The sequence below is a fragment of the Arthrobacter sp. Soil_C_60 genome (genome assembly GCF_057656375.1).
In genome coordinates, this window is record NZ_JBDGKM010000015.1 from 1 (window position 1) to 25,018 (window position 25,018).

Here is a 25,018-nt window from a genome sequence, read left to right on the forward strand (position 1 = left end):
AGACACACCGCTACGCGGGCATTATCCAATGATTCTTCGATAGCAGCTACGCGGGCATCTTTGATGAGTCAACGCGCTGGTTTGACGGAACACCGTTCTAACCCCTACCGTTATGTAGTCCTTCGTGTCTGCTTTGTGCATACCCCCATGCCTTTTGTGAGGTTGCCAGAGCAGATGCCCAATAGAGCGTCCGCCTGTTACTTCCCCTTGTTGCAACGGGCTGAGGCGCATCTGTCGATCGTCTTGGAGTAACCACCGTGAGCAAGCGGACTTTTCAGCCGAATAACCGCCGTCGTGCCAAGAAGCACGGCTTCCGCCTTCGCATGCGTACCCGCGCCGGCCGTGCCATCCTGGCAGCGCGCCGCGGCAAGGGCCGTACCGAACTGTCGGCCTAACCAGCTGCCGTTTGTCGAATCCGGCTGCTTTGTCTTTCAGCAGCCGCGCAGCGGAATAGGCAGCTTTCATTATCATGCTGTCCAGTAAAAACCGGATGCGTCTTTCGGCAGACTTCTCAACAACTGTACGTTCCGGCGCCCGCTCTGGGCGTCGGAACTTAGTGTTATACGCGGTTCCCACTGCCCTGGACCAGCCGAGCATTTTCGGCTTTATCGTGTCCAAGGCCGTGGGGAACGCTGTAACCCGCAATCTCGTTAAACGGAGACTGCGGGAGATCGCGGTGCACAGTCTCAGGGCTTATCCACAGGGGCTTTCTGTTGTCGTCAGGGCATTGCCTCCGGCAGCGAACGCAGATTTCGGCGCTCTGAGCAATGATTACCGCAAGACATTTGCAGCAGCGACGTCAAAGTTCCGCGCGGCACTGCCCGCGGCCGAGCAGAGAGGACCCGCCGAATGAGCGCAACAAGCCATTCGCCGGTGCAGCCTCCTGCCGCTGCCTCTTCCTCCGCGGCGCGTTTTCTCTGGGCCTTGCCGCAGAACTCGCTGATCGGATTGCTAAAGGCATACCGAAAAGTCGTTTCTCCTGTATACGGACAAGTGTGCCGGTTTTTCCCCTCTTGTTCGGCCTACGCGCTGGAAGCGGTGACCATCCATGGAGCCGTAAAGGGAACCTGGCTTGCGGTGCGTCGGCTGTCGCGTTGCCACCCCTGGAACGACGGCGGCGTCGATCACGTGCCGTTGTCCCCTTACTATGAGCGTCTGCTTCGGGAGAATCCCGCTGGAACGCCACGGATTATTGTGCTGAATCACCCGGAGATTCCGGCCGACGATGAAGGCCGTCCAAGCGGCCCGAGGAGCTAACGAGTAATGGATTTCCTGAACACCATACTTTTCCCATTCATGTGGGTGGTCTCATGGATCATGCGGTCGTTCCACGACCTGTTCACCACCTTGGGAATGGATGCGGCGAACGGCTGGACCTGGACGCTGTCCATCGTTGCTCTGGTGCTCGTCATCCGGGCTGCTCTCATCCCGGTATTCGTCAAGCAGATCAAGGCGCAGCGCGGAATGCAGGCGCTGCAACCGGATCTCCGTAAGCTTCAGCAGAAGTACAAGGGTAAGACGGACCAGCTCTCGCGCCAAGCCATGACGCAGGAACAAATGGCCCTGTACAAGAAGCACGGCACCAACCCGTTCTCGGCCTGCTTGCCGATGCTGATCCAGATGCCGTTCTTCTTTGCGTTGTTCCAGGTATTGAGCCAGGCGTCTGGGGCTAGCGACGAAGGCCGCGGTATCGGTGCTCTGTCCGCCCAGGACATTCAGCAGTTCGATGCCTCCACCATCTTCGGTGCACCCCTATCAGCCTCACTTCTTCACGGTGGCGGTGGTGACAACCAAGTTGCCGTCATCGTGCTGTCGATCATCATGATTCTGGCGATGACTGCCTCGCAGTTCATCACGCAGAAGCAGATCATGTCGAAGAACATGTCCGAGGAAGCACTGGCCAGCCCGTTCATGCGCCAGCAGCAGATGATGCTCTACATCCTCCCCCTGGTCTTCGGCATCGGCGGAATCAACTTCCCCATTGGTGTTCTCATCTACTGGACCACCACCAACCTTTGGACCATGGGCCAGCAGTTCCTTGTGATCAGGCGGATGCCCACCCCCGGGTCGCCCGCTGCCAAGGCCTTGGCTGAACGCCGCGCGAAGAAGGGACTTCCCATGATCCCCCTTCTGGGAGAGAAGAAGTCCGAGGAACCGGCCGTCGAGGCCCCGGCTGCCACCAAGGTGCAGCGACCGCAGCCCCAGCGTAAGAACAGGAAGAGAAAATGAGCACCGAGAGCGTCTCCGATACATCTGCCGATCAGTCGGCCCTGGAAGCCGAATCCGAAGAGTCGGCCACACAGTCCAACAACGCGAGCCGTTTGGAAGAAGAAGGCGACGTAGCTGCGGACTACTTGGAAGAGTTGCTCGACATCGCCGATATTGATGGCGACATCGACATCGAAGTCCGCAACGGACGCACCTACATCTCGATCGTTTCCGAAGAGGACGACAACGATGCTCTTGAAGCGTTGGTCGGCCGTGAAGGCGAAGTTCTTGAGGCACTGCAGGAACTCGCACGATTGGCCGTTCTGACGTCCACGGAGAACCGATCGCGGCTTGTTCTTGATATCACCGGCTACCGGGAAGAACGTAGCGTCGAACTGCACAAGATCGCGCAGGACGCCGTCACCAAGGCAAAAGAGACCGGCGAAGAGGTCGCATTGGCACCGATGAGTGCCTATGAGCGGAAGATCGTTCATGATGCGGTGGCTGACCTCGGCTTGGCCAGCGAGTCAGAAGGCGAAGGAGCCAACCGCCACATCGTCGTCTCGCTGGCTTCCTAGTCCTGCCGCCGCTGGCCTGACCTACTTATTGAGGTATATACGTGGTTGAAATAACGCCGAAAGAAAAGGCGGCGGCGTCGTCGGTATTCGGAGACCGAACAGCGCTGGCAGAACGTTACGTGCAGCATTTGGCGACATCGGGCATGGAACGTGGCTTGTTGGGTCCCCGAGAAGTTCCGCGTCTTTGGAGCCGACACGTGTTGAACTGTGCGGTCGTAGCTGAACTGATCCCCGCCGACGCTTATGTCGCGGATGTCGGAAGCGGTGCTGGCTTGCCCGGACTCACATTCGCCCTGGCAAGGCCTGACCTACGGCTCACGCTTATCGAACCCCTGGAGCGCAGGGTCACTTGGCTGAACGAAGTTATCGACGACCTAGGCCTAGACAACGTGGAGGTCCTGCGTAGCCGTGCAGAACTGGCCGTAGGACAGGTCAAAGCAGATGTTGTAACGGCGCGGGCCGTATCTGCCCTGAACAAGTTGGCGCCCCTGACGATTCCGCTCTTGGAAGGCCATGGGCAAGTCCTAGCCATCAAGGGGAGAAGCGCGGCAGAAGAAATCGAGAAGGCAGCAAAGGTAATCCGCAAGCTGGGCGGCACTGACACTTCGGTTGTGACGGTTGGGGAAGATCTCCTTGAGGAACCCACGACCGTTGTCCGTATTGTGGTTGGCCGCTGATTCCTAGGCTGACGAATAACCCACACCTGCGGGGGGTCGTCGTCATTCTGGAGTGCCAGCAGATAGTCTAGAGTCACTAAAGCCGGAGATAAGGGAAGTGAGCGAGTTCTGGTGGGTTTGGGAGACGAGCGCTCTGCGGGACGCAGCTTCACTTCATCACGGGACCGGCTCCGAGGCTGGTTTTCTTCGTTCACTCAACTCATAAAGGTCGATAATTAATGACTAACATCGAGGTTTCACGTGAAACATCGGCTGCCGGTGCCACGGAAATGAAGGTCGAGTCGACGGTTCCCAGCGTTATGGATTCGATCGATGAAAGCACACCGCTGGCGCGTGAGCTTGCCAGCGAGAACCGGCGCCGCGAAAGGTTGCAGGGACGCGACCTACCGAGGCCCAGCGAAACGCGGATTCTTACAGTCAGCAACCAAAAAGGTGGCGTCGGTAAGACAACCACGACGGTGAACATTGCCGCTGCCCTGGCCGCCGCTGGTCTGAACGTTCTTGTCGTGGATATTGATCCGCAGGGTAACGCCTCGACCGCTCTTGGCGTCGAGCATCACTCGGATGTGGACAGCATCTACGATGTCCTCATTAATGACCTGCCGTTGGCTGACGTACTGGCGCCCTGCCCAGACATCAAGAACCTCATCGTAGCTCCGGCTACGATCCATTTGGCCGGCGCGGAGATTGAACTCGTTTCATTGGTCGCCAGGGAACAGCGACTGCGTCGCGCCATAGACGTGTACGCGAAGGAACGCGCAGCCGCGGGACAGGAACGGTTGGACTACGTCTTCGTCGACTGCCCACCGAGTCTGGGGCTGCTCACCGTCAACGCTTTCGTAGCTGCGCAAGAAGTCTTGATTCCTATTCAATGTGAATACTACGCATTGGAGGGTCTCAGCCAACTCCTCAGCAATATCGAGATGATCCAGAAGCACCTCAACGGGGACCTGGTTGTTTCAACGATTCTCCTGACGATGTACGACGGTCGAACAAACTTGGCTGCGCAGGTTGCCGCGGAAGTGCGCCAGCACTTCCCGGATCAGGTTCTGGGCGCGGTCATTCCTCGATCCGTACGTATTTCCGAGGCGCCGAGTTATCAACAGACAGTCATCACCTATGATGCATCCTCCAGCGGTGCTCTGTCTTATCAGGAAGCAGCAGCAGAAATTGCCGAGCGCGGGCGGCAATCCAAGTAACTCCAACTCTCAACGGTAGACTTAGCTCCTAGTCAGAAAAATGCTCGCATTCGCGTGCATTCAGGAAGGATCCCTTGATGAGTGAGAAACGCCGCGGTTTGGGTAGGGGCCTGGGTGCGTTGATTCCGAATTCACCTGTAGCCACAGAAGAGAAGAATACCGAGCCCAGTCCGGCAGCTGCCCGCCGTGGTCGTCCCGTCGATGTTTTTTTCCCGGCAGCTTCCCGTCGCGACGAAGACAACTCGCCATTCCTGAACACCCAATCGGAACGAGGCGGTGCCTCTTCGGCGGCGCAGGTCGCCGAGGTCCTTCGGGGACCCCGAAAGAACTCTCCGTCTGCACGCAAACCCATAAAGAAGGCTTCGGTCAAGCCGTCTCCGGACACGGCAGGTGCGGAGGCGGAGATTGGGACGAAGCCGGGCTCCGCAGCTCATGAGAATGAAAACTCAGTGGTAGCTCCCGTGGAACCTGAGGCAAAGGCGATGACTCCGGTTGAGTCTTCCGCCACTTCAGTGGCAGCTGACGAAGCCGAAGCAACCGAACAGGAGATGGCGGAAGCTGTCGAACAGTCGGATGCCCCGGAAATCGATGATGATGTTTCCCGTGAAACACTTGTAGAGGTGCCAGGGGCGACATTCGCTGAAGTTCCGATCCTGTCTATCCACCCTAACCGGAAGCAGCCGCGGACAGTCTTCGATGAAGAAGACATGGCAGAATTGGTGCACTCGGTCCGCGAGATCGGCATCCTGCAGCCCATTGTTGTCCGACCATCGGGTGAGACTGGCGAATATAAGTATGAACTGGTCATGGGCGAGAGGCGCTGGCGTGCCTCTCAAGAAGCCGGATTGGACACCATTCCGGCTATTATCCGTTCGACTACCGATGACGATCTACTCCGGGACGCGCTCCTCGAAAACCTACACCGAAGTCAACTTAATCCGCTTGAAGAAGCGGCCGCATATCAACAATTGCTGGAAGATTTCGGATGTACACATGACGAGTTGGCTGATCGCATTGGTCGCTCGCGCCCCCAAGTGAGCAACACGATCCGACTCATGAAGTTGCCGCCGTTGGTACAACGTCGTGTAGCAGCGGGTGTCTTATCTGCAGGGCACGCGCGTGCCCTGCTCGGGCTTGCAGATCCCGCTGAAATGGAGAAGCTCGCTCAACGGATTGTTGCTGAAGGATTGTCCGTCCGGGCAACTGAGGAGATTGTCTCACTCAGCGATGGACTTCGTAGGCCAAAAAGGGAATCAAAGCCTCGAGCCGGTGCTCGCCATGAGCGGTTGGACTATCTCGCCACTTCGCTTTCTGATCGGCTAGATACAAGTGTGAAGATTACCCTGGGCGCAAAGAAGGGTCGGGTCAGTATCGAGTTCGCGAGTGTTGATGACCTGAACAGAATCATGACCGTCCTGAGCCCAAATAGCGACGGTTAGTTTCAGTACCCAATTGATGCCTGGGAGGGTAGGTTCCGCAGTCAAGCGGTTCCTACCCTTTTGGCTATGTGCCTACTGTGTTCCGGCAAACTGCGAAGGTCAGGGTGGAGTCGTCCCGAGCAGTCTCGTCCTAGATTTTGTTTCACGTGGAACATGGTAACGAACCCTCGATTGAAAGAGCCTATTTGCTGTCTGAGCAGTCACTCTGTCAGCGACGCAGGTGAGGGATACATTCCATGCGGAAGGAGAAACTGAACTAGCCACCGAAATACCGCCAGCGCGAAGAGGGCCGGAAAGCGCGTAACTGCCACCGCCGAACTTGCCGCCCGCGTGCAGAATGCTCATCCCAGCCTGGACCGTGGGCCGGCCTTCGAATTGGCGGATGTCGATCCGACGCCGCGCCCTTTATTCACCATGGGGAACTGCGTCGGCTGACAGGATGATGTCGATCGTGCTGTCATAGCCGATCGGGTTCTCATCGACGGCCTTGTCGAAGTCGTTTAGACGGCGGGGACCAGCGGACCAATGTACATTCTGGGGTGTTTGCGGACGCCAGAAGACCTTCCAGAACGGTGACGTCGCGGGGACCGTAGTTCTCGGTTTTACGACTTGTGTCATTGCGAACATCTGCTTACTCAACGAAAGCGCCTGCTGTTGCCGGGTTCGAACAGGCACTGCCGTCATCAAACGACTGCGGCAGGTCGAAGTAGTGAAGCGAAGATTGCTTCGACTCAATTTTCAAGGAGACCTTTGACGACAGCCAGTAATATACCGCTTGAGAAGGGTGGTCGTGGAAATCAGGCGGCACCTACTCTTCTGCCGCTTGGGCTACCGTGTTTCACGTGAAACCGAGAAGGCAGTTTGACGTCGTCACCGGCACAGTATTGGTTTAGGAATTGTTTCACATCCTTACGCTGACCCTCCCCGATAGGCACGTTTCTCTCAGTGTGTGCGCTCATCCATCTTGGTTTCCGGACAAGTAGAGGAAATTACATTGAGTTGTTGGTACGGGTTGGTTTTGAAGTTCGCGATCCACGATATGGTGACTTATCGGCTCCAGCGAGTGGCGCTCTGGTGCTCAAGACGAATTTGCGCAGACTGCCAGATGCAGCAAATTTCGATCCTGTTCCTTCGGCAGGCGGGACCACGTCAGAGGAACGCACTTCTGTAGGGCGGGCCTGCGTTTCACGTGAAACTCGTGGGTCCGTCTACCCCGTACCTTCGACATGAGAAGCGTACCCGTCGGCGCCAGACGCCTCGGGAAATCTGTTGGGGGCCAATAGAACTGTCCATAGATCGCGGACAGTATTCGTTCCATTTCTGCTCTCATGCTGATTGAGGCTGCCACTGACTGCCAGTCGCAACTCCGTCGCCGCGATGACGCTGCAATGACCTAGTAGCTTGCTGCTCTCGTCAGGCTTCTGAGGCGACAGTCGTGGCTGCTTGCCGGTTCATTCGGGTTCTGCATTAGGCGGGCCAGGCCTGGCGGGCTGGAAACATGGACAACGTATACGTGCCGCCGGCCGGGACACCGGTTCGTGTCGGGCTGTTTCGAAGCGGTCTTGACCGCAATGGGCACGCGGAGTTACGGGTCTTCCTTGCGTCTCTATCGGTCGTGTCGGTCGCTGGGATTTCTTCAAGTTGGAGTCCTCAGTGCCGAATATGTCTTGGTGAGCATCTATGGGTAGCTCGCTGGCTGTCCGTGGATGGTTGTTCCTGTCCACCTAAGTGAATGTCGTTTTGCGCCGGAAAGTCTCAGGGTACTATTGGTGTTTCTTCAACAAAGTGAGCGTGCCACTACGTTCTCGGAACGTTTCAACTTGTGTCCTGATGAACTATTGCGGATCTGCCCAGCGAAACCGCCGAGATGATTCACGGGAAACGTGCTGGATATGGCTTCCGCCGAATCTTAGGGCGATCACCGGCGTTTGTCACACTGGATATCTGGAGGCGTGCCGGCAGTACGACCAAGGTAGACACCTAAAATCTCACCATCTGGCGACGAATCATTGTGCAATCTGATGGATTTGTAAGATACATTACAATGTGGTGTTACGTAAGAGAGCAGTTTGCAGCCCGGCTGGGGCCGAGCGGCTTAGAGCTCAGTGGTAAATCCCACTGCTCTCGTTCGGTAGGGGCCGGAGCACCATTGATAAGTAGTCCTGGCTATGTTGCCTCAGGGAAGTCAGCGAGTTGGGCGGCTGCTCGGCCGTCGATGATCAAAATATGGCGCAGGCCGACCGGCGTCTATGATGCACATGAGGTCCATACTCGGGGAGCGTCTCCCTGCGGTCATGCGCGTCGGGGAAACGCCCTGTTTGTTTCACGTGGAACGCCTTAGTCTTCCCTCGTGCGGGCTCGGGCCTATTGGTGCCGAGATCCTCGCTGATGATTTGAATTGGATTCTTTCCGGTCCCTTCGTCATCCCATTACGGATCATCGAACCACTTCTCACTAGCAGTTGCGCGATGTTTCACCTGTAATTGTCGGCCCACGCATTTCCGGATGGTTGAGGCCCTACCTTTCCGCATAGGTAGGAGGGCTGATCCACGTTGAGCCGCTGCGCCCCAGAACGGGTGACTGCTTGCAGCTTCCAGGTCGCTTTGTTGGATGCGTCCAGGTGACAGGAAGGAATTGCGCCGATATCATGCGCTCGGATCGAAGACATTCTAGACAGGGTTCACGTGGAACATGAACTCAGCGGCAAAGCACAAGCGGCTGAGTATCCTGCGCCCTATCTTCGTTCGACATCCTGGCAGGGCGGAGAAGGTATATCCATGTAGCTTCACGAGTTGAGCGTGGAGCACACAGCTGAAAGAGTCGCGTCTAAAGCCCGTTGGTATAGGGTCAAAGATGAGCGGCAGCAGCCACCGCTGGCAGGGCATGGCCCATATCTCAATCGTGGTGCTTTGGAATCCTATCGTAGTGAAGGCACTTCCAAAGATTTCGGGTGGTCCAGGCACTGCATGTTTATCGTCGCCAGCTCAGTGCCAGCGAAGAAGGGCAGGGCAGGCTCTGGCGACATACACGCTTGTTTCACTCAGAACGCTACCGATTGGTACGACCTCCATCCCCACTGAATGTGGACGCCGTCTTGCAGGGTAGGTCCTTCGAAATGTGACAGTAATTGCAACGACCGTTTACGGCTGTGGATATGGGCAGCGCGGCATATTCAGGATGAGCTTCCACTTGTATTAGACGGCCCACTTGCTGGCTCGGTTTCACGTGGAACGTCGTCAGAGCAGACCGGACATGTAAGGTGTCGCCTGTGTCTGACCGGCAAGTCAAGGCAGCTGGTACCCAGCATTGGATGTGGCGCGAAGTAGCGCCCTGTCACTTCTGCAGCTTCGCTGCGGTGCGCAGATCGTGGGGAATCCGCTTGAATGCAGCGTAGATGAGGAATGCAAGTTTCGCGCAATCCACGTTTCACGTGGAACAAGCATGATACTTGTGGGACGGTCGGTCCTATGTGCCGCGGTGACGACCGAAACTGCAGCTCGGGTCGTACAGAAGGAGGAGGTCCCGCGCCAGACCAAGAGGACGATGAGTGAATTTGTAGGCCAACCTCCAGAAGTCATTGCTGTTGCGCTTGCCGTGCCCCATGCCCTATTGGACCGCTTTTTTGCATTCTGGGCCGTATCTGTAGAGAGGGAGGCTGGGAACACTGTGCGGAATGTTCTCGCGACCTGAAACTGCCTCGTCACGTCGCCCCTAAACCGAGGAGGGAGTAAGCATCCAAGCGATCAAGCACAAACGGAATTGAACACCTAACTGTGCTTAGGACGAGGTTCCGCTCAAACTTCATCCCGCAAGACAACCAGAATTCCGCTAGCTGGAGATCCCTAAACGGACCTGCCCCAAACCTGCGATTGCAGGACATCATGCCAGAAGCTCGTTTGCCCGTTGGACGGTTACGGACGTTAACGTACGTGCTTTCGGGATAGCCGCGTGGACGGAGACTGAAGCTAGCCACCAAACTGCGTCAGCGCTCTTTCGACTGATGACGAGGAGGGTCTACGGCCCACGAGAATGTTGTCTCGTATAGGGGAAGCAGTTCCACGTGAAACGACGACAGCAAGTCGTGGGTTCTATTCGGCAGTGGAATCCTCGTCCCATCTAAGTGCGGTCACTGGGACAACCGTCTGAATGCGGAGTCCGACGGGTCCCAGCTGCAGGATCGATACTCCATGCAATGACGATCACGAGCAAAGGCCCTAAGCATCAAGACTATGCACTAGCGGTTCAAATTGATTCCGCTGACAGTTCTCGGAGATGAGCTGTCGGTTGCGAGCGAGACTGCCGTGGGGTGATGTCGCCGGGCTGCAAGTAGAGCGTTCCAAGCGGGTGGCGCGAACCGGCCGCCAACACTGCTGGTCAACGCCGGTTCCTCACTGATCATCGAGAAGTCTCCACCGTAAACGCCCTACGGTTAGGTGGACCAAGCGGAGAAGTTCCGCGGCCGCGCCTGGCTGCCCTACCGACTATTACCAGAAAATTTCGCATGTCTGCCGTGCTGTCGATGACATTGGCATCGTTGCGGATCTGTTCCGTTTCACGTGGAACTTCGATGAGCTACGGACACCCGCTACTTCCAGTCCTCATTGTGTGTCGAGACGCGGCAAGCCTACACCGGCAAAACAGCTACTGGAAGCACTGATCGCGTCGTTGGTGACCGGACGCCGTTTCCCGAGTATGAGCCGCTTATCCTGGGTGAGAGGGCTTGTAGGTATCGGAGGCATCTAGAACGGTACGATATTCTCCGGAATCGGTACCGCAGCTATATCTCTCTGCAGGCTCTTCTTTCGTGGAGTAAGACATCACGCGGTGAACGGATGTCAACATTCCCTACAGCCAAGCGATGTCGGTATGGTCATCGTCGGAGTCTTCCTCATCTGGAGCATTGCCCCGAATCCCAGCAGTGACCTTTTGTTGGCGGCCAATAGAAACTGCCCATAGATGGCCAATAGGAGTCTGGCTGTTTGTGCTCTCATGGCCATTTGGGCTGCCCGTTCATGGCCAGCCGAAACGCCGTCGGTCGAGGATGCAGGGACGGGCTGGGGTCTCGCTGCTCGCGCCGCGATTATGAGGCGACAGACCTGGTTGCTTTCCGTTTATTCGGTCCCGCGTCGTGGCCGGACCTCGGCTGGCGGGTCTGGAAAACAAGGGCAAGGCCGAAAGCCTGCGGCTGTGGCTTCACTTCGACGCAGACAGTTTCAAAGCGCTCCTTACCCCTCTGGCCACATGAAGTCGCAGACCTTCCGTGGGCACCGATCGGTTACGTATTGTGGATCGGATCCCTTTCAGGCAAATCGCCAGCAGCATCCTGAATTGGTGGCCCACCGGGTCCGAACGATCGGCCTTAGAGAAAATGATATGCGTCGCCGGAGCAGCCTGGAGTCGTGTCGACTCAAGCAGTTATCAGGAATAGTCCGAGGCAACTGGTTTAGCGATTACTAGTCCTACAAGACTTCTGGGTGATCGCGAGCGGGAGCGGCCAACGGCATGACCAGACCGGTACCGGGTCGATGGAATAGCAGTACCAAGGTGTACCACCGGTTCGAATAGTCCCTCGAATGAGTTGATCGTCAGAACGGACTACTACAGTTCCCCCCCCTGCCCTGCAGACGCCGAGGGTTGCGAGACATGCATTTGTCACGGCCTACTCCTAAATGGTCCGCACCCCCACTCACGAATTACAGGGCAATTCGGAGCACTTACCCGGGCCCTTAGTGGGTTGAGCTTCTGGTCATAGGCTTGATTACGCGAGTGCACCCCTTCAGGGATCTGAGCTGGAGAGGCAACTGATACCGGCAAGTGCGACCTCAGCGCTGAGTCGACCGCACGATGCCGGGAATCGGATCAATACACTTAGGGAAGAATGCATGGGCGCTATTGCCAGGGCAGCGTTTCACGTGAAACGCCGATTCAGAGTTCAGGGTTGAACCGCAGCACGTCATCGAGTGCCAAGGTACCTGTCGGTTCGTCATCCTCTTCCAGCAGGTAGAGCCGTTGGATAGCTATAACGATGGCATCAGCCAGCACCTGACGGAACACCGGGTCGGCTAGTCTCCCTGCTTCATCAGGATTGCTGAGATAACCGATATCGAGTTGGATCGACGGGATGCTTGTCAGTCGCAAGATGTCCCAGCTGCGTCCGTGGATCCCCAAGTCGGTTGCCGTTGTCCTGGCAAGAACTTCCTTCAGGATCAGTTCCGCGGCCCGGTGACCGATTGGAGAACGAATTTCTCCGGTTTCCGGTTTGCCCCAATAAAAGGCAGAGACGCCATTAGCCAGCGGTTGATCAAGTGAATCGCAGTTGATTGAAATGCTCAAACTAGGAGATGCCCGCCGAATCAACTGGACACGGTTGTCCACCGCCTTCTCGGGTTCTGCATCCACCACAGTTACTTCTGCCCCGAGGCCGGACAGGATGCTCTCAACTCGACGCATCACGTCGGATGCGACCAGTCTCTCGGTCAAAGGACGACCGCTTGCCTTGTCGGCTACGGGGGATTGGAAGGAGGTCCCGCTACCGGCGGTCAGACAAACAACGCGGCCCTTGAGCGCTGCGGAAGCTTGGTTCAGCCGTTCATAGTCCCTGAGTGAGAAGGCTTGGCTCGGACTAATGCTGCGGTTCACGCGTGCCATCGCGCCGATGAGCGGGGCATCCGCTACGCCGGTGGGTTCAAGACCAAGGTTCTGCTGGAGTTCCCGTACGGCGAGATGAGTACGTTCGCCGAATTCGCCGTCTATGTGGCCGTAATAGAACCCGAGATAGGACAACTGGCGCTGGAGCTCCGATACATCGTCTCCCCGCGTGTAGTCGAGACCCTGTTGCCAGAACATTGGCCTGTCGCCCAGGTTGTATTGGGCTTCGCCCAATGCCCTAAGTGTTTCTGGACCTGCGACGCCATCCACCATAAGTCCGCGGTTCTGCTGGAACGTGCGGACGGCAGCATCGACATGGTCGTCGAAAACCGTCGGGTCGTTGACCTGATCCGGTGCCAGATACGCCATGGAAATGCCGGCGCGCAGCAGCCTCTCTCTCAGGGCCACCACGCGCCGGCTGGTATCCGAACGGCGCAGACTCTGGTCTGCAGCGTCGTTATCCATAATTTCTAGCCGAGGAACTCAGCGAATTCCTTTTCGATAACCTGCTTCGGCTTGGCGCCAATTGAGGTGGCGGCCACCTTGCCGTCTTTGAAGACGTAGACGGCGGGGATGGACGTAATGCCGTACTGAGCGGCGGTGGCAGGGTTGTCATCCACATTCAGCTTGACGACCTCGACCTTGCCGGCATGCTCTGCGGCAATATCGTCCAGAATGGGCGTCAGCATACGGCAGGGGCCGCACCATTCGGCCCAGAAGTCGACGATAACGGGCTTGTCGGACTTCAGGACGTCAGCGTCGAAACTGGCGTCCGTGACATCTTTAGCGTTGCTCATAATAATTCTCCTTCTGAACAGTTGGACTAGACGGTTGCCGGCTCGGCTACCGGAATTTCAGCATCCTCAAGGGCAGCGAGGTAGTGCTCGACGTCGATGGCTGCGACGCAGCCGGAGCCGGAAGCGGTGATGGCTTGACGGTAGGTCGGGTCAATGACGTCGCCGGCCGCGAAGACGCCTGCGACAGACGTCCGGGAGGACCGACCGTCAACGGCGATGGTGCCTTCGACCGTCAAATCCAGTTTGCCCTTGACGAGATCCACTCGGGGATCATTGCCGATGGCCACGAACACACCGGTCACGGGCAGCACGCTCTCGGTCCCGTCAACAGTGTCCGTAAGCCTGAGTGCGGTCACCTTGTCGGTACCATCGATACCGGTAACTGCAGAGTTCCACTGGAACTTGATCTTCTCGTGGTTCAGCGCCCGGTCCTGCATAATCTTCGAGGCGCGCAGGCTGTCCCGACGATGGACGACCGTGACCGACTTTGCGAATTTGGTCAGGAAGAGAGCTTCCTCCATGGCGGAGTCCCCACCGCCAACGACGGCGATGTCCTGGTCCTTGAAGAAGAAGCCGTCGCAGGTTGCGCACCAGCTGATCCCGCGGCCCGCCAATCGCTTCTCATCTTCCAGGCCCAGCTCGCGGTAGGCAGAGCCGGTGGAGATGATGATCGACTTCGCGGTGAACGTCTCGCCCGTGCCGATGGTGACCTTCTTGATGGGGCCATCGAGGTCCAGATCGGTGACGTCCTCAAACAGGATTTCCGTACCGAAGCGCTCGGCCTGCTTTTGGAAGGTGTCCATCAGATCCGGCCCCATGATGCCTTCGGGGAAGCCTGGGTAGTTTTCGACGTCGGTAGTGTTCATGAGTTCACCGCCGGCCTGTACGGAACTGGCGATCAGCAGCGGCTTCAGGTTGGCACGCGCCGTGTAGACAGCTGCCGTGTAACCGGCAGGGCCGGAGCCGACGATGATGACGTCCCGCACGGACGTGGTGGTATCTGTGCTCACTGCTTGTGAACCTCTTCCTGTTTTTACGGTGTCATGCCCGGATAGCGGCCGGTCCTGACCGGGTCTAGCCAACTGTCACAACGAGCGGAGTGCCAAGCTTATTCCGTGCTGGACGCCGCGGGGCACCCGGCACGGCTGCAGGCGATCACGAAACTTCGATCTCCGCCATACGAATACCGAAGGGCGGACCGCCCTGGGGATTGGAAAGCCTGGGCAATTGGGTGAAGTTGATGATGACGTACTCCGCCTTCGGCGCGGCGCCTTCATCTTCCGGAACCGGGATAGTGGTCTTCTGGGCGGTGAAGCTGCCTTGGGCAACCTGCCGGGCACCCTCCAGCGACGGGGAATCGTTGAGCATGACCGAGAAGTTGCCGCCGCTGCCACTGAGCTGCGTCATCTCGATGGTGCTGATGCTCGAGGACTCCTCGAGTTCGACGACCAGGGCCATGTTGGAGGCATAACCGCCGAACTGGTCCGACTGGTACTGGAAACTGGTCCAGTACGTTGCAGGGTTTCCGTCGATGGCCTCCGGCAGACTTCCGTCGTTTTCCGCGTCGAGACTAGGCATATCGGGCACGAGCCGTTCCAGGCCGGCAATTACGGGCTCCACTACGGCATCTTCGGCGGGAGCACTCTCTGCGGCGCCCGTCTCACCCGGAGCAGCCGGTGCGGAATTGTTCTCTTCGGCATTCTCGCCTGCAACGGGGCCGCCGCGGAACAGATTCAGCTGGTTGACCGCAATGACGACGGCGATAATCAGCAGAACGGCAAGCAAGCCGCCGATCAGCAGTCGCGAGGTTTTCGGGCTGTTGTTCTCGTCGTCGTCGTACTCGTCGTACTCGTAGTCTTCTTCGCGCGACGGCGAATTGCCGCGCGCCCCGGCGGGGAACATCGAGGCAGCGCGGACGTACTCGTCTTCCTCCGAACGGGCATCGCGGGCCGGCGGGGCCGGTGCGGCAGGTTCAGCGGCGGGCTGATAGGAGGTTTGCGGCCGGTCCTCGTAGTAATCGTTGTCCGACCAGAGGCTGACCTTCGGGGCTCCGCTTTCGCGGTGTTCCGTCCGCGGCTGGTCCACCGGTGCGGTAACCGGATGGTTGTTGTCGTCGAAGAACTGCGGCGGCGACTGGGGCGGCGGGGGGACGCTGCCGGCACGCGCGGAGCTGTCTGCCGGGGGACGCTCAAAGTGGGTTGTGCGGTCATCGGCCGTACCGGTTCCCGCATGACCTGCTGCAGCTGCGCCGGCTGCCGCGCCTGCGGCTCCGGCACCGGCCGCTGTACCGGCACCCGGGCGACGGCTGAACAAGGGCTTGGCGCCGCCGTCGTTGTTTGAACGGCCTATTTTGGGCAGGTCCAGCTTGTTCAGGCGGTCGCGGAGGCTGGTGCGCGGCTCGTCGTCGTACTCTTCCTCGTAGTAGTCATCCTCGTCATAGGTTTCCGGTTCGCGCGAGCGGGCCTGGCCGAAGATCTCCGAGCCGAGGGTGTCCGTGAAGAAGGGCTCGACATAGGGAGCGGCATCCTGCTGGATGACCAGGTCCAGGAGGTCCGCCGCCTCGGCCTGGTTGGTGATGAGGTATGTGTAGCCGTCCGTGATGCCCAGGTCCAAGACCTGCACGCTGCCGGCACGCTCGCCCGTGGCGATCTCGCGGGCGCTCATGGCAGCCTGGCTGGCATTCTCCGGTGCGGCGACGAGGATGCTGACCGGTCGGTTGAGGACCTGGTCCACGCCGTTGAGCACCAGGTCCTGTTCGGCGGACGCGAGGATCTGCGCGGTGACCTTGTAGCGGCCGCCGAGCAAGGTCCCCACATCTACTGGTTGCGGCACGTGTTCCTCCAGGCGGAATAGTTGGGCGTTTGGGCGCCCTGGACGTTTGGTTTACATGCTACCGGTTGGCACCGGATGGCTTGCGGTTCTGTTAACCGCGCCCCGGTAGCCGGCTGAGGATTGGTTGCAGGAAATCGTGGAGTTCGGCCACCCGCAGGGCCTTGAGCAGGAGCAGGTAGGCCAGCGCCATGACTATGCCGCAGACGGCGATAGTGACGATGGCGCTGAAGATCGAAACCATGGCGAAACCGCCGGGCTGGTACCCGCCGAACAGCCACAGCGCGGCCGCGCCGGCGAGACTGGCGCCGAGGGCGGCGTAACCGATCCGGATGTAGCTCTCCGCGACCTGGCCGGCGCCGTAATCGCCCACCCGCCGGACCGTGAAGAAGTGCGCCAGCAGCGCCGACAGGATATGGAAGACGGCGAACAGCACCGCCAGGCCGAACACGATCTCGGTGGCGGGCATCAGCTGCGCCATGACCAGGGCGATGACCACGCAGGTGCCGGACAGGATTGACTGCATGACCAGGGGCGTCTTGGCGTCCTCCTCGGCGTAGAACACGCGGCCGAGGAAGAAGTAGATGCTCATGAACGGCATCGCGGCCCCGAGGACGGCCAGCAGCTGGCCCATCGCCGCGGCCGAAGCGGGGGCGGTTGGGCCGGAGCCGGCGAACAGCCGCGCCAGCGGCCCGGCCAGCACCACCATCACGGCGGCGCCGAACATGGTGGCAACGCCGATGGTCCGCAGGCCCGAGTTCACGGTCTGCCGGACTTCTTCCAGCTGCCCGTGGGCTTGGGAACGCGAGAGCTGATTGAACAGCACCGTGGCGATTGAAAGTACGACGACGGAGTGCGGCAGCATCGCGATCAGGGTCGCAGTATTAAGGGCGTACTCGCCGGCAACCCCGGCCCCGGAGCCCTCGACTTCCTGGCGCCCGGCGGTGGCGCTGGAGGCGATGGTGCCGTACAGCAGGTACGCGGAGTTGCCCACCACCATGGTGCCCAGCGTCCAGCCGGCCACCTTGCCCGCGCGGCCGAGCCCGATACCGCGCCAGCCGAACTTCAGCTTCAGGCCGAGCCCCAGCCGGCTCAGCGGCCAAAGCAGCACCAGGCCCTGCAGGATGATGCCCAGGGTGGTGCCGCCTGCCAGCAGCAGCGTCTGCTCCGAGGTCCAGGCCTCGGGGCTGTCGGTGGCGCGCGAGAAAGACCCGAACAGCACGATGTAGAGGACCAGGACGCCGATGGCCACCACGTTGTTCACCACGGGCGCCCACATGTACCAGCCGAAGCGGCTCTTGGCGTTGAGGACCTGGCCGACCACCGCGTAAAGCCCGTAGAAGAAGATCTGCGGCAGGCACCAGAGCGCGAAGATGGTGCCCAGTTCGAGCATGCCCTGCGTCCAGTCCCGCGTCAGCAGGCGGATGATCGGCCCGGCAAGCGCCGTCACGACCAGCGTGATGGCGGCCAGCACCAGCAGCGTCAGGGACAGCAGGCGCGAGATGTAGTCGGCCCCGCCGTCGTTGTTCTTGCTGGCCTTGATGATCTGCGGAACCAGCACCACGTTGAACACCCCGCCGGCCAGCAGCAGGTAGATGATGTTCGGGATGGTGTTCGCTTTTTCGAAGATGTCGCCCATGGTGGTGTTGGCACCGATGGCGACGGCGAGCAGCGACGTGCGCACGAACCCGAGGACACGCGAGACCAGGGTCCCGGCGGCCATGACGGCGCTGGCGCGCGCTGTGCTTTGTGTTTCCATGTCAGACATCGCTGTCTATCGTCTCACTTGGAGGGACAGGATCTGTTCAGCGAACGTCCAGCAATGCCGCGGTGACGGTGGTGGGAGGCGGCTGGGGGTTTTGTTGTGCGGTTGACTCCGGTTTTTTACGTCGGCGGGGCACGGCGTCACGCGGAAGCAATCGAAGTGTGATCACGCAGCTATCGCATCATTACTGGGCAGCCATCGAAGTGTGATCGGCTGGTCATCGGAGTGTCACGGGCGAGTTACCGGGCGATCATCGGGGCGATGACGGGCGCTGGCGCGCCTTCGACTGGACCTTTCAGGGTCCTGACAGCGCCGTCGTCGTGCTTATCTACGCGTTTAGAGGTACTCGGGCAGGACTTCGCGGGCCAGGTCCACGATCCGGCGCTCATTAGGGAAGGACAGCTTCCGGCCCAGGTCCGCCAGCGGGATCCACGCGACATCCACGGCCTCGTGGTCCGGATCGTTCTCGATGGTCAGCTCGCCGCCCGTGGCCTTGAGCAGGAAATGGTGGACCGTCTTGTGCACTCGGTGGCCGCTGACCGTGAACCAGTAATCGATGCTGCCGAGCGTGGCCAGCACGTCGCCTTGGATGCCGGTTTCTTCCTCGATCTCGCGGATGGCGGCTTCGGCGTTGGTCTCTTCGCCTTCCGGGTGGCCTTTGGGAAGGCACCATTCAAGCCGGCCGCCGCGGTTGAAGCGGGCAATGATGGCCACGCGGTATTCCTTGGTGGAAGTGTCCACCACAACGCCGCCGGCCGAAACTTCCTCCACGGTGGGCAGGGAATGGTGTCCGGGCACGGCACTGCCCACTGACGCTGTCAGTGGAGTGCGCTTCGGAGCGCTCGGGACCGGATGTGCCATGCAGTCCACTCTAACGATTTTTAATCGAGTGCTGTGCTCGTGGGACATGGCGCGGAGATTGTTAAACATCGCCCGCGTGTTTCTGGCACCCTTAAATCACTATGGTTCACCTTTTTGGCTCGGCAAGTAATCCCGAGACGTCCGCCCTGCCGTTGCCCGAAGTTGTTGTCGAACTGGGTCAGCTTTTTGTTGACGCCGGGCACGAGCTCTCCCTGGTCGGCGGGCCGGTGCGAGATCTCTTTCTGGGCCGCGTGTCGCCGGACCTGGATTTCACCACCGATGCGGATCCGGATGCCACCATCGCCGTCATCCGCAAGTGGTGCGACAACTTCTGGGAAATCGGCCGGGCCTTCGGCACCATCGGCCTGCGCAAGGGCGAGCACACGATCGAGATCACCACGTACCGCGCCGAGGCCTACGATCCGGATTCCCGCAAGCCCGTGGTCGCCTTCGGCAAGTCGCTCGAGGACGATCTTTTCCGCCGCGACTTCACCATGAACGCCATGGCCCTGCGCCTGCCGTCGCTGGAACTGGTCGATCCCTACGGCGGCGTCAAGGACCTGCACGCAGGCGTGGTGCGCACCCCCGGTGAGCCCTCGGCGTCGTTCTCCGATGATCCGCTGCGCATGATGCGCGCCGCCCGCTTCGCCTCCCAGCTCAACGTCACGGTGGCGGACGAGGTGGCCGCGGCGATGACGGACATGGCCGAGCGGATCGAGATCATCTCCGCCGAGCGCGTACGGGACGAGCTGACCAAGCTGATCAACGGCAAGGACCCGCGGACCGGCATCGATCTGCTGGTGGAAACTGGCCTGGCCGAATACGTGCTGCCCGAGGTCTCGGCGCTGAAGCTGGAAATTGATGAGCACCACCGGCACAAGGACGTCTACCAGCACTCGCTGACGGTGCTGTCGCAGGCCTGCGAACTGGAAACCGACGACGACGGCGCGGTGCCGGCTCCGGATTTTGTCCTGCGGTTTGCTGCCCTGATGCACGACGTCGGCAAACCGGCTACGCGCCGGTTCGAACCTTCCGGCGCGGTCAGTTTCCGCCACCATGAAGTGGTCGGCGCCAAGCTGGTGGCCAAGCGGATGAAGAAGCTGCGCTTCGACAACGACACGATCAAGGCCGTGGCGCGCCTGGTGGAGCTGCACATGCGCTTTTATGGCTACGGCGAGGCCGGCTGGACCGATTCGGCCGTGCGCCGCTACGTCAACGACGCCGGCCCCTTGCTGGAGCGGCTTCATCGCCTGACCCGCTCGGATGTCACTACTCGGAACCGGCGCAAGGCGGAGCGGCTGGCGTTCGCCTATGACGACCTGGAACAGCGCATCGCCGACCTGCGCGAACAGGAACAAATGAATGCCGTCCGGCCGGATCTGGACGGGCAGCAGATCATGGCCTTGCTCGGCATCAAACCTGGGCCCGTGGTGGGGCGTGCCTACAAGTTCCTGCTTGAGGAACGGCTGGAGAACGGCCCGCAGGATGCAGAGGTCGCCGAACAAAAGCTACGGGCCTGGTGGGCGGAGCAGCCCGAGGCGGTGAGCGACAGCACCAAAACGGCTGATGCTACTGAAACTGCTTCAACGAAGGGGCTGTCATGATCGAAGCAGTTGATGCCCATGACTTCCCCAAACTGTGGCTGGTGCGCCACGGTGAGACCGAATGGTCGAAAAACCATCAGTACACTGGACTGACGGACCTGGAACTGACCGACGACGGCGTGCAGCAGGCCGTCGCCGCCGGACGCAAACTGTCAGGCATCAACTTTGCCTCAGTCTTGACCTCCCCTTTGAAACGCGCGCGGACGACCGCCGAGCTGGCCGGCTTCCCCGATGCCGAGGTGGTGCCGTATGCCCACGAGTGGGACTATGGCGATTACGAAGGCCAGCGCAGCGTCGACATCCGCAAGAAGGATCCTTCGTACCTGATCTGGACCCATGGCGTGGTTCGCGGGGAGACGCTCCAGCAGGTGTCGGACCGGGCCGACCACGTCATAGCCAAAGTACTTGACACTCCTGATGCTGCTCCGTTTTCCGGGAGCAAGCCGGATTCCCCGTCATCATCTGAGCAAAGGAATGTACTGCTGGTGGCACACGGGCATTTCCTGCGCGTCCTCGCCGCACGCTGGCTGCAGCTGGAGCCGATCGAGGGCAGACGCTTTGTCCTGGAAACGGCTGCCGTGTGCAATCTTGGGTGGGACAAGAAGACGCCGGCGGTTACCGGCTGGAATATTTAGGCGCCGAACCCAGAGTCGGTTTCCGCCAGTACGTCGCGGCCCGCAGCAGGGCTTCCATCGGGCCGTAGCGGAACTTCCTCACCCACCAGTAACTGAGCAGCAGCTGCGCCAGGAAGATCAGGGCGGCAATGCCGAGCACGCCGACCGGCGACACCTGATTGGTCAGCGATAGGCCGAAGCCGGTGAACAGTAGCACCATGAGCACCGACTGTCCGAGGTAGTTGGAGAGGGCCAGCTGTCCCGCCGGCGCCAGCGCGTTGCGCACGGCCCGGCCTAGCCTGGTGCGGAACAGCAGGAGCAGTAGTCCCACATAGCCCGCTGTCAGCAGGGGCCCGGTCAGGGTCGAGATGCCGAAGCCAACGACTTGAAGACCAATGCCGCCCACGTAGTTGACCAGGTAACCGTGCAGCAGAGCTGCGGCCAGTCCGATCGGGAGGGCGATGCCGACCAGCATCATCAGGGCACGGTGAGAGAGGCCCCGCTCAATGAGCCTGTTCTTTGCGCACGCCAGCCCGGCGTAGAACGCACCGAGTGCAATCGGGCCCTGCAGGAACAGGGGGTTGACCATCGTCATCGGATATAGCGAGATGTTCTGCGCCAGGACGGCCGCCGGGCTTCCAGCGAGGTCGAACGCAGGTGGCACCGCTTGGAGGTCGGCCTCGCCGAGAGTCGGCTCCATCGCAGCCGTCAGCAGCCCCAGCAGCAGAATAACCAAACCCATCGTTCCGATGAGGATACCGGCGGTAACAGCGGCGGCCCGGGCGGAGATCATGCGGGTGCCCAGCAAGACGAGGCCGACGAGTCCGTACGTCAGCAGGATGTCGCCGTGGAAAAGGAACAGCCCGTGGAAGAGGCCGATGATGACCAGACCGGCAGCGCGCCGCAGCGTGCGGTGCACCTCGGACTGTCCGGCGGATGCGGCGGAGGCCCACTGGAGGACAAAGCTGTAGCCGAAGAGGAACGAGAACAGAATGTAGAACTTGGCTTCGAAGAAAACGCTGACGGCAAATCTGACGGCCACATCCTGCGCAGACTGAAAATCAGGATTGGAGTTGCCGGTCATGACAAAGGGATCCGCGAAGAACCAGATATTGACGCAGAGAATGCCCAGCAGTGCGAAGGCTCTCAGGGCATCCAATTCAATGACGCGTGAAGCCGTGAGCCTGGCATCCGGAGCGGTGTTGTGGGGGACTACGTTGTTCATCCTGATTTTGCTCCATCGGTGCGACGTGGCATGTCTCTGCGGCCAGTCTATTAATGGGCCAACCGGTGATAGTCCATCCTGCGACGTATTTTCCAGCCATCAGCGCCCGTGGTGAGCGCCGTCATCGTAATTGGTCGGCGTGTTGAAGGAAACACGCCGCTAGAAAAGAAGTTTCTCAAGAAAGTTCCCAAACACGCTGGTCAAAGCAGACCTTTCGTGGGTATGTTAAACGAGTCTGATTGATCTTTCTCAATCACGAGTTTATGTCGGGCATTGTCTCTATTGGCGCACTAGATGAAAGGGAGGTGGGTTCCGTGAATATTTTCAAGACGCTCGGCGGCGTATTTACCGCCAAAGTCCGCCCCGCCTCCGCCATTTCTGCGCACTAGATTTCAGCTTCTTGGGCCGGTTTCTTCCTTAAACCGCTTTCCCTAAGAACCACCGTATTTCTACCGCTCCTCCGCGCGGAGGCCTCACCTCAATCGTTGAGGACCTTCGCCATGAGCACCTTTCGCAGTAAATGTCGCACGGGCACAGCCTGCTGCTTTCTGCATCCCCAAAATCCATGTATCACCAAATCCCTCTGGCCGCCGGGACACGCAGCATCACGAGTCCCATCGCGCGATCAGTCCCTGTTGAAAACCCACCGAAAGAGGAAGCACCCATGAAACCGCTGGATTCAGCTGTTTTACCGGCTCCGGAAAGGTCACTCCGACCGCCTGAACAAAAGCAGGAATCAGCCGAGTACCAGGCTGTCTTGTCCGCAGATTCCCGGTCACTGTCCCGAGCGGAATCACGACCCGACGAACGAAATGCGGACCACGGGGAGCTGATCACCGCCGGCAGCCTGCGCAGGCTGGAAGGAAGCAACGAATCCGAATCCGCCGTCGGCGAGGATGCCACAGTAAGCGATTCTGCTGGCACCGAAAGCGTTATGCCCAACTACCTGGCCCAAAAGGAGGTGAGCGCAATGATCCGAAAGCTACGCCAGGGCGCCTCGCTGTGGAGGCGCATACAGAGTGTGCGTATTGACGAGCAGCGGCTGGAACAGATCCGCGATCAGATGATGAGCAATCAGCAACTGATCCGCTAAAAGCCCTTCAGCATTGTCATATGCGCCGTTATCGGTGTCAGGCCGATGTTGCACAACCTTCAAGGGTCTCTGTTCCGGGATAAGCGCTTGCGGGTTAGCGGATCAGATGGCGAAGCTGGAGGCCTGTCAGCTCTGGTCAGTCGCTGCCGCGATGTGTCTCGTCCTCCTGCCGGTGGGGACGGTCCTCGCGGGCCTTTGGATGCCCGCCTTCGTGCTCGTCGCGGGCCTCCACTGGGCCCTCGATGTGGACGGCAGCGTGTGGCTCGGCATCGGCAAGCGGCTGGCGCTCTCCGTGGGCCTCGCCGGGGCCGCCTTTGGGCTCTTCCTGTCCGTCCGTCCGCTGGGTCGCTCGTCTCGTCGGGGACGGGAAGGGCCACGGGATGTCGAAGTGGCTTCGCTGGAAGAGGTAGACGCCCCTGCAGAGAACCCTGTGGTCGATCGTGACCACGGGGTTCTTCTTGAGGGACGTGGATCGCCTGCTGCTACTGGCTCGTGATGACGATCTTGCCCGCGGTCCGGCCGGTCTCGCCGAGTCGGTGCGCGTCGGCGATCCTGTCGAGGGGGAAGGTCTCGGCGATCGTGGCGCGGAGCTGGCCGGCCTCTGCCAGCTCGGCGATTGAGCCCAGGTCAGCGCGGGAGGAGTCGACGAGCATCCGCACGGCGCGGACGCCCAGCCGCTCCGCCTCGCGGTAGAAGTCGCCGGAGCCCACTGGCAGGATCGAGACGACGATGCCGCCGGGGCGGAGGGTGCGCAGGGAACGCGTGGAGGTGTCGCCGCCGATGGTGTCGAGGACCGCGTCGACGTCCTTCGCGACCTCGGCGAAGTCCTGGGTGCGGTAGTCGATCGCTTCGTCGACGCCCAGGCCGCGCAGGAAGTCGTGCTTGGCCTCGCTGGCGGTGCCGATCACGTACGCCCCGCGGGCCTTGGCGATCTGGACGGCGATGTGCCCCACGCCGCCGCCGGCCGCGTGGACCAGCACGCGCTGCCCGGGCTGCAGATCCGCGTTCTCGATGAGCGCCTGCCACGCCGTCAGGGAGACCAGCGGCAGGGCCGCCGCCTGGACGTGGTCGAGCGCGGCGGGCTTCTTGCTGAAGACCCGTGCGGGCGCTGCGACGTACTCCGCGTGTGAGCCGTGACCGAACGGGTAGGACAGCATTCCGAACACCTCGTCGCCCGGCTGGAAGCGGGCGACGCCGACGCCGACGGCCTCCACTAACCCCGAGACATCCCATCCAAGGACGAACGGCGGGTCGCCGAGGAACCCTCCGCTGGCGCGGTGCTTCCAGTCGGTGGGGTTGAGGCTCGCCGCGTGAACGCGCACGAGGACCTCGTTGGTCCGCGGCTCGGGGCGAGGGACGTCGACAACCTCGAGGACCTCGGGCCCTCCGAGCGAGTTCTGAATGGCGGCTTGCATCGTGGGTTTCAGGTTCATGATTACCACGATGCCGGTTCGCCGACGTCGCCGAAATGGCAAGAATGA

At 60.2% G+C, this 25,018-nt stretch carries 21 protein-coding genes; 12 read left to right on the forward strand and 9 right to left on the reverse strand.

Annotation, left to right across the window (positions count from 1 at the left end):
* The first annotated feature begins 257 nt into the window (after positions 1–257).
* From rpmH to AC3A4M_RS21045, 8 genes are all read left to right on the forward strand, one after another.
* Positions 258–395 (forward strand): 50S ribosomal protein L34, encoded by a 138-nt coding sequence (gene rpmH, locus AC3A4M_RS21010; RefSeq protein ID WP_003800212.1) that lies wholly within the window; start codon positions 258–260, stop codon positions 393–395.
* A 74-nt stretch (positions 396–469) separates the two neighbouring features.
* Positions 470–853: a ribonuclease P protein component gene (gene rnpA, locus AC3A4M_RS21015; protein ID WP_498738342.1), complete on the forward strand. Its 384-nt coding sequence runs from the start codon at positions 470–472 to the stop codon at positions 851–853.
* Positions 850–1,257, forward strand: coding sequence for a membrane protein insertion efficiency factor YidD (gene yidD, locus AC3A4M_RS21020; RefSeq protein ID WP_498738343.1), 408 nt, complete (start codon positions 850–852; stop codon positions 1,255–1,257). The genes rnpA and yidD overlap by 4 nt, the downstream gene beginning before the upstream one ends.
* A 6-nt stretch (positions 1,258–1,263) precedes the next feature.
* The gene (yidC, locus tag AC3A4M_RS21025; protein ID WP_498732897.1) at positions 1,264–2,229 is read left to right on the forward strand and encodes a membrane protein insertase YidC; all 966 of its coding nucleotides are present in this window, start codon (positions 1,264–1,266) and stop codon (positions 2,227–2,229) included.
* Positions 2,226–2,786, forward strand: a complete 561-nt coding sequence (locus AC3A4M_RS21030; RefSeq protein ID WP_498738344.1) for a Jag family protein — start codon at positions 2,226–2,228, stop codon at positions 2,784–2,786. Before yidC ends, AC3A4M_RS21030 begins: the two co-directional genes overlap by 4 nt.
* A 41-nt stretch (positions 2,787–2,827) precedes the next feature.
* Positions 2,828–3,463: a 16S rRNA (guanine(527)-N(7))-methyltransferase RsmG gene (rsmG, locus tag AC3A4M_RS21035; RefSeq protein ID WP_169992109.1), complete on the forward strand. Its 636-nt coding sequence runs from the start codon at positions 2,828–2,830 to the stop codon at positions 3,461–3,463.
* Between the two features lie 218 nt (positions 3,464–3,681).
* Complete coding sequence (locus AC3A4M_RS21040) at positions 3,682–4,662, forward strand: ParA family protein (protein WP_498738345.1); 981 nt, start codon at positions 3,682–3,684, stop codon at positions 4,660–4,662.
* Positions 4,663–4,739: 77 nt separating this feature from the next.
* On the forward strand, positions 4,740–6,101 hold the full coding sequence (locus tag AC3A4M_RS21045) for a ParB/RepB/Spo0J family partition protein (protein WP_498738346.1): 1,362 nt from the start codon (positions 4,740–4,742) through the stop codon (positions 6,099–6,101).
* Positions 6,102–6,506: 405 nt separating this feature from the next.
* Here AC3A4M_RS21045 and AC3A4M_RS21050 read toward each other — a convergent pair whose 3' ends face one another.
* The 7 genes from AC3A4M_RS21050 to AC3A4M_RS21080 all read right to left on the reverse strand — a co-directional run bounded on the left by AC3A4M_RS21050 (position 6,507) and on the right by AC3A4M_RS21080 (position 19,001).
* The gene (locus tag AC3A4M_RS21050) at positions 6,507–6,719 is read right to left on the reverse strand and encodes a hypothetical protein (RefSeq protein WP_498738347.1); all 213 of its coding nucleotides are present in this window, start codon (positions 6,717–6,719) and stop codon (positions 6,507–6,509) included.
* Between the two features lie 5,307 nt (positions 6,720–12,026).
* Positions 12,027–13,214 (reverse strand): peptidoglycan-binding protein, encoded by a 1,188-nt coding sequence (locus AC3A4M_RS21055; RefSeq protein ID WP_498738348.1) that lies wholly within the window; start codon positions 13,212–13,214, stop codon positions 12,027–12,029.
* 5 nt (positions 13,215–13,219) lie between these two features.
* Positions 13,220–13,546, reverse strand: a complete 327-nt coding sequence (gene trxA, locus AC3A4M_RS21060) for a thioredoxin (protein ID WP_074700288.1) — start codon at positions 13,544–13,546, stop codon at positions 13,220–13,222.
* A 26-nt stretch (positions 13,547–13,572) separates the two neighbouring features.
* On the reverse strand, positions 13,573–14,556 hold the full coding sequence (gene trxB / locus AC3A4M_RS21065; protein ID WP_498738351.1) for a thioredoxin-disulfide reductase: 984 nt from the start codon (positions 14,554–14,556) through the stop codon (positions 13,573–13,575).
* Positions 14,557–14,701: 145 nt separating this feature from the next.
* Positions 14,702–16,378, reverse strand: coding sequence for an ABC transporter substrate-binding protein (locus tag AC3A4M_RS21070; protein ID WP_498738352.1), 1,677 nt, complete (start codon positions 16,376–16,378; stop codon positions 14,702–14,704).
* 91 nt (positions 16,379–16,469) lie between these two features.
* The gene (murJ, locus tag AC3A4M_RS21075) at positions 16,470–18,143 is read right to left on the reverse strand and encodes a murein biosynthesis integral membrane protein MurJ (RefSeq protein WP_498738354.1); all 1,674 of its coding nucleotides are present in this window, start codon (positions 18,141–18,143) and stop codon (positions 16,470–16,472) included.
* A 333-nt stretch (positions 18,144–18,476) separates the two neighbouring features.
* Complete coding sequence (locus AC3A4M_RS21080) at positions 18,477–19,001, reverse strand: NUDIX hydrolase (protein ID WP_498738356.1); 525 nt, start codon at positions 18,999–19,001, stop codon at positions 18,477–18,479.
* Positions 19,002–19,102: 101 nt separating this feature from the next.
* On the opposite strand from AC3A4M_RS21080, the gene AC3A4M_RS21085 reads away from it, so the two are divergent.
* Positions 19,103–20,605: a CCA tRNA nucleotidyltransferase gene (locus tag AC3A4M_RS21085; protein WP_498738357.1), complete on the forward strand. Its 1,503-nt coding sequence runs from the start codon at positions 19,103–19,105 to the stop codon at positions 20,603–20,605.
* Positions 20,602–21,240, forward strand: a complete 639-nt coding sequence (locus tag AC3A4M_RS21090; protein WP_498738359.1) for a histidine phosphatase family protein — start codon at positions 20,602–20,604, stop codon at positions 21,238–21,240. Before AC3A4M_RS21085 ends, AC3A4M_RS21090 begins: the two co-directional genes overlap by 4 nt.
* Here AC3A4M_RS21090 and AC3A4M_RS21095 read toward each other — a convergent pair.
* Positions 21,221–22,444 carry a DUF418 domain-containing protein gene (locus AC3A4M_RS21095; RefSeq protein ID WP_498738360.1) on the reverse strand — a complete coding sequence of 408 codons (1,224 nt, stop codon included), beginning with the start codon at positions 22,442–22,444 and terminating at the stop codon, positions 21,221–21,223. The two genes, AC3A4M_RS21090 and AC3A4M_RS21095, sit on opposite strands and share 20 nt — an antisense overlap.
* Before the next feature lie 664 nt (positions 22,445–23,108).
* On the opposite strand from AC3A4M_RS21095, the gene AC3A4M_RS21100 reads away from it, so the two are divergent.
* Both AC3A4M_RS21100 and AC3A4M_RS21105 read left to right on the forward strand, forming a co-directional pair.
* Entirely contained in the window at positions 23,109–23,537 is a 429-nt protein-coding gene (locus AC3A4M_RS21100; protein WP_498738362.1) for a hypothetical protein, read from the forward strand.
* Positions 23,538–23,688: 151 nt separating this feature from the next.
* Positions 23,689–24,033 carry a hypothetical protein gene (locus AC3A4M_RS21105; RefSeq protein WP_498738363.1) on the forward strand — a complete coding sequence of 115 codons (345 nt, stop codon included), beginning with the start codon at positions 23,689–23,691 and terminating at the stop codon, positions 24,031–24,033.
* On the opposite strand, the gene AC3A4M_RS21110 is transcribed toward AC3A4M_RS21105, so the two are convergent.
* Positions 24,020–25,012: an NADP-dependent oxidoreductase gene (locus tag AC3A4M_RS21110; RefSeq protein WP_498738364.1), complete on the reverse strand. Its 993-nt coding sequence runs from the start codon at positions 25,010–25,012 to the stop codon at positions 24,020–24,022. The genes AC3A4M_RS21105 and AC3A4M_RS21110 overlap by 14 nt on opposite strands.
* Positions 25,013–25,018 lie beyond the last annotated feature (6 nt).